Below are 5123 nucleotides of genomic sequence, written 5' to 3'. Positions count from 1 at the left end.
GCCGAAGGCTGCGATCTTTTGATCTTTTAAAAACCACATCAAAAGATCGCAGCCTTCGGCAGCTCCTACAGGGGACAGGGGCGCATCGCAGATTGTATCGACGGGTGTCGCCCTGTGCAGGGAAGGCCTCGGGTATACTGCCGCGTTTTGCGATCCCTGCCCGCATTGCGGCCGTCATGCAATGCGTTCTTACGATTCTGCGGTGCAGCTTTGCCCGTCATGAACCAGCCTTGCAGGGATGTTTTTGTGATTTTTGGAGTTTCTATGCTCGAACAGGCTCAACGCGTCCTCAAGGACATCTTCGGCTACGACAGTTTTCGTGGCCGTCAGGGTGCAATCATTGAGCGCGTGGCCAGCGGCGGTGACGCACTGGTTCTGATGCCTACCGGTGGCGGCAAATCCCTGTGCTTCCAGGTGCCGGCGCTGCTGCGCGAAGGCCTGGCGGTAGTGGTCTCGCCGCTGATCGCGTTGATGGACGACCAGGTCGCCACTCTTGAAGAGCTGGGCGTCGCGGCGGCCGCGCTGAACTCGACACTGAGCGCCGAACAGCAGCGCGACCTCGCCGCGCGGATCAAACGCGGTGAAGTGAAAATGTTGTATCTGGCGCCCGAGCGTCTGGTGCAGCCGCGCATGCTGTCGTTCCTGCAGAGTCTGGACATCGCGCTGTTCGCCATCGATGAGGCGCACTGCGTGTCGCAATGGGGCCACGATTTCCGTCCGGAATACCTGCAACTGGGTCAGTTGGCGGAACTGTTTCCCGATGTGCCGCGCATCGCCCTGACCGCCACCGCCGACAAACGTACCCGCGAAGAAATCGTCACGCGCCTGCACCTGCAGAACGCCGAGCGTTTCCTGTCGAGCTTCGACCGTCCGAACATTTTTTACCGCATCGTGCCGAAAGAGCAGCCGCGCAAGCAGTTGCTGGCGTTTCTGGCCGAGCGACGCAGCGACGCCGGCATCGTCTATTGCCTGTCGCGCAAGAAGGTTGAAGAAGTCGCGACGTTCCTGAGCGAGCAGGGTTTCCCGGCGTTGCCGTATCACGCCGGTCTGCCCAACGATCTGCGTGCCTTCAACCAGAAGCGCTTCCTTAATGAGGAAGGCCTGATCATGGTCGCCACCGTGGCGTTCGGTATGGGCATCGACAAGCCCAACGTGCGCTTTGTCGCGCACCTCGATTTGCCGAAATCCCTTGAGGCGTATTACCAGGAAACCGGTCGCGGCGGCCGTGATGGTCTGCCGGCGGACGCGTGGATGGCCTACGGTCTGCAAGACGTGGTGATGCTCAAGCAGATGCTGCAAAACTCCGAAGGCGACGAGCGCCACAAGCGTCTGGAGCAGCACAAGCTCGACGCGATGCTCTCGCTCTGCGAAGAAACCCGCTGCCGTCGTCAGACCTTGCTGGCGTATTTCGACGAAGACATGCCCGAGCCGTGCGGCCACTGCGACAACTGCGTCGATGGCGTGCAGACCTGGGACGCCACCGAGCCTGCGCGTCAGGCGTTGTCAGCCATCTTCCGTACTGGCCAGCGTTACGGCGTCGGTCATTTGGTCGATGTGCTGCTGGGTAAGGACAACGAAAAAATCCGCAGCTTCGGTCATCAGCATTTGTCGGTGTGGGGCGTTGGCAAGGCGTTGAGCGAGAGCGAATGGCGCTCGCTGTTCCGCCAGTTAGTGGCGCGGGGCCTGGCGGATGTCGATCACGAAGGTTATGGCGGGCTGCGTCTGAATGACAGCTGCCGACCGCTGCTCAAGGGCGAAGTGAGCCTGGAGCTGCGCCGCGATCTCAAGCCGCAAGTCACTGCGAAAAGCGGCAGCAAGAGCCCGGCCAGTCAACTGGTGCGCGGCGAAGAGCGCGAACAGTGGGAAGCGTTGCGTGCGTTGCGGCGCAAACTCGCCGAAGAACATGGTGTGCCGCCGTACGTTATTTTCCCGGATTCGACGTTGCTGGAAATGCTCCGCAGTCAGCCGACCTCGCTGGCGGAAATGGCTCGGGTCAGTGGTGTCGGTGCGCGCAAACTTGAGCGTTACGGGGATGCTTTCCTCGAAGTGCTCGGTGGCGAGGTCGAGGCGCCGAAAGTCGTGGCCGATGTGCGTCATGAGCTGATTACGCTGGCCCGCGCGGGCATGACGCCGTTGCAGATTGCCGGTCAGTTGCAATGTTCGGAGAAGAACGTTTACACGATGTTGGCTGAGGCGATTGGCAAGCAGCAGTTGTCGCTGGAACAGGCGCTGGATCTGCCTGAAGAGCTGATGGGCGAAGTGCAGGATGCGTTTCTTGATGGCGAAGGTGAGTTGCCGTCGGTCGCTGAGATTGCCGAGTTGTTCGCCGGGCGGGTGCCGGAAGGCGTGCTGTATTGCGTTCGGGCGGCGTTGCAGTCGGAATTTGAGATGTAATTTGGCCGTTGCCCCTCACCCCAGCCCTCTCCCAGAGGGAGAGGGGGCCGACCGAGGTGTCTTGCGTCCTACATCGACCTGAATGACCGAGTCGATTATGGATTCAACGCAGATCTATCACGTCGGCGTAATTCCCAAATATCCCCCCATCAGTCCCCTCTCCCTCCGGGAGAGGGCTAGGGTGAGGGGCATTCCAATTTCGAATTCAGCAAAGCCCTCCCAAGTCGCCCAATATCCCGAGCATCCCCCAATCAGTCCCCTCTCCCTCTGGGAGAGGGCTAGGGTGAGGGGCTTCAAGATGTAACGATTCAGTACAGAGCGACTCTTGCCTATAACTGCGGCTCATGCTTAGCTGGCTAATAATTAGAAATTCCTTATTTTTCAGACTAACCGTGAGTGTTTTATGCCGTTAACCGATCAACACCGCTTTGGCATGCAACTGGCCCAGATGTCCCGTGGCTGGCGCGCCGAACTGGATCGCCGTCTCGCCGGGCTGGGCCTTTCCCAGGCGCGCTGGCTGGTGCTGCTGCATCTGGCGCGGTTCGAAGAGGCGCCGACCCAACGTGAGCTGGCGCAGAGCGTCGGCGTTGAAGGGCCGACCCTCGCGCGCTTGCTCGATAGTCTGGAAAGCCAGGGCCTGGTGCAACGCCAGTCCGTAATGGAAGACCGTCGGGCGAAAAAAATTGTCCTCTGCGCCCCCGCGCTGCCGCTCATCGAACAAATAGAAACCATTGCCACGCAGTTGCGCCACGAATTGTTCGAAGGCGTCGACGAGGCGGATTTAAAGGTGTGCATGCGTGTTCACGCGCACATTCTGACCAACCTGGAAAAATCTTGAGGCACAACCCTGTACCGATTTTTTGAGAGATCGCACTGAGCCGACTATAAGAACTACTGGGCAATATCGTGTTCGTACCGGATGTGCGAACGCATAGAAGTCGGTTTTGCTTATTTAAGGGATGCTCATGCTCGCAAGTTGGCACGTGGTACGGCGCAGTGGCGGCAAATGGTTGCTGCTGGCCGGGCTATTCAGTTACTCGACGTGGTCGATGGCGTTGGGGCTGGGTGACATTACGATCCATTCAAGCCTCAATCAGCCGCTCAAGGCCGATATCGCGTTGGTGGATGTCGGCGGGCTGACGCAAAACGATCTGTCGGTGCGTCTGGCCACGGCGGATGAGTTCGCTGAGGCTGGGGTCGAGCGGGTGTTTTTCCTCAACGACCTCAAGTTCATCCCGATCCTGCATGGCAATCGCCAGATGATCCGGGTGACGTCCAGCAAACCGGTTAACGAACCCTTCCTCAATTTCCTCGTGCAGCTCAATCAGCCCAACGGCCGTTTGCTGCGCGAATACACCGTGCTGATCGATCCGCCAGGGACGCCGGGAATCGAACCGGCCACTGATGAGCCGGATCCCCGCGCGCGGTCTTCTGCGTTTCCGATTGTCGAGCCTGTGACCGCGCCGGTTCAGGCCGCGCAGGGCAAGCGTGAGACCGCTCCGCCGCCAGCCCCGATCGCACCGGCCAACGATGCAGTCGCTGAACAGTTAGCTGCCAGCGTGTTGCTCAATCAACAATTGCAAAAAACCATCGAAGAGCAAAACGCCAAGTTGCAGGAGCAACAGGCGCTGATCACCGACGGCAAAAAACAAATGGGCGAATTGCAGACGCGTCTGGCCGAGCTGCAGAAACCGCCGCCAGCTGTGGTGACGCCAGCACCCGCTCCGGTGGTTGCGCCAGTTGCTACGGAAGATGATTCGCCGAACTGGCTGCTGCTCGGCGGATTAGTGCTGTTGTTGGTCGCGCTGATTGGCGGGCTGATCGTGCGCCGTCGCCAACAAACGCAAACCGTTGCCGCGCCGCCGCTGCCACTTGGCATCGAGCCCGACACGGAGGAAACGCAAAGTCCCGATTCATTCAGACACCACGCCTCAGCCGATCACCGCGAAGAACCCGCAGCAGGCGATGTGTTGGAAGCGGTGGGCATTTATCTGGCGTACGGCCGGCTCGGCGAAGCCGTCGGCTTACTGCGCGATGCCTTGGCCAAGGAACCGGAACGCATCGATCTCGGGGTGCAACTGCTCGAAGTTTTAGGGCGCCAAGGCGATAACGCCGCGTACGAGCAACAGGAAAACCACTTGCGACAGCTTGGAGTGGATGAACACGAGTTACAGGCAGTTCGCGATCGGCATCCGAAGCTGACGAGTGTTGCGCCGGTTCTGGTGGCCGCACCGATCGCTGCCGCTCAGCCCGAACCTGCAGCGCCGGAGGATGATTTCGAATTGAATCTGGGCGAGCTGTCGATGGATTCCAGTTGGGATCTGCAGGACAGTCCTCCAGCGCCGGTTCAGCCATTGTCGGAGGAGTCGGAGCTGGAATGGATTCCCGAGCCGGATGCGCAGCCGCTGGATGATGACTTCCTCAATGAGTTTGGTGATCCGCAGGCGTTGACGCTGGAGCCGCTGGATTTGCAACTGTCAGAGCCTGACGTGGAGGAGGGCGCCGGCAAGCTTGAGCAGGCGCAGAACTGCATTGATGACGGCGATATCGACAGTGCAATTGCGTTGCTTAATGAATTGCTCAAAGAGGGCGATGAACCGTTGAAGCAGACGGCGCGGACGTTGTTGGCGGGGATTCGCTGAGCTGATTGATGGGGTGAATGTACTGACGCCTTCGCGAGCAAGCCCGCTCCCACAAGGGGAACGCATTCCAAACTGTGGGAGCGGGCT

The 5123-nt window shown here is 59.8% G+C and carries 3 protein-coding genes; all 3 read left to right on the top strand.

Annotated features, from left to right (window positions below):
* Positions 1–264: 264 nt before the first annotated feature.
* The 3 genes from recQ (at position 265) to QMX93_RS29625 (ending at position 5036) form a co-directional block, all read left to right on the top strand.
* Entirely contained in the window at positions 265–2394 is a 2130-nt protein-coding gene (recQ, locus tag QMX93_RS29635; RefSeq protein WP_053118234.1) for a DNA helicase RecQ, read from the top strand.
* Between the two features lie 403 nt (positions 2395–2797).
* The gene (locus QMX93_RS29630) at positions 2798–3232 is read left to right on the top strand and encodes a MarR family transcriptional regulator (protein ID WP_053118236.1); all 435 of its coding nucleotides are present in this window, start codon (positions 2798–2800) and stop codon (positions 3230–3232) included.
* 127 nt (positions 3233–3359) lie between these two features.
* Positions 3360–5036 carry a FimV/HubP family polar landmark protein gene (locus QMX93_RS29625; protein ID WP_282359110.1) on the top strand — a complete coding sequence of 559 codons (1677 nt, stop codon included), beginning with the start codon at positions 3360–3362 and terminating at the stop codon, positions 5034–5036.
* Positions 5037–5123 lie beyond the last annotated feature (87 nt).

The organism is Pseudomonas sp. PS01303, assembly GCF_029959385.1.
Classification (GTDB): Bacteria; Pseudomonadota; Gammaproteobacteria; order Pseudomonadales; family Pseudomonadaceae; genus Aquipseudomonas; species Aquipseudomonas rustica.
The sequence above is the reverse complement of the archived record's forward strand: the minus strand, read 5'-3'. Positions and strand labels throughout refer to the sequence as shown.

Bases quoted from the DNA above. Each gene is read 5' to 3' on its own strand.
- recQ (WP_053118234.1), top strand. From the start codon at position 265: ATGCTCGAACAGGCTCAACGCGTCCTCAAGGACATCTTCGGCTACGAC.
- QMX93_RS29630 (WP_053118236.1), top strand. From the start codon at position 2,798: ATGCCGTTAACCGATCAACACCGCTTTGGCATGCAACTGGCCCAGATG.
- QMX93_RS29625 (WP_282359110.1), top strand. From the start codon at position 3,360: ATGCTCGCAAGTTGGCACGTGGTACGGCGCAGTGGCGGCAAATGGTTG.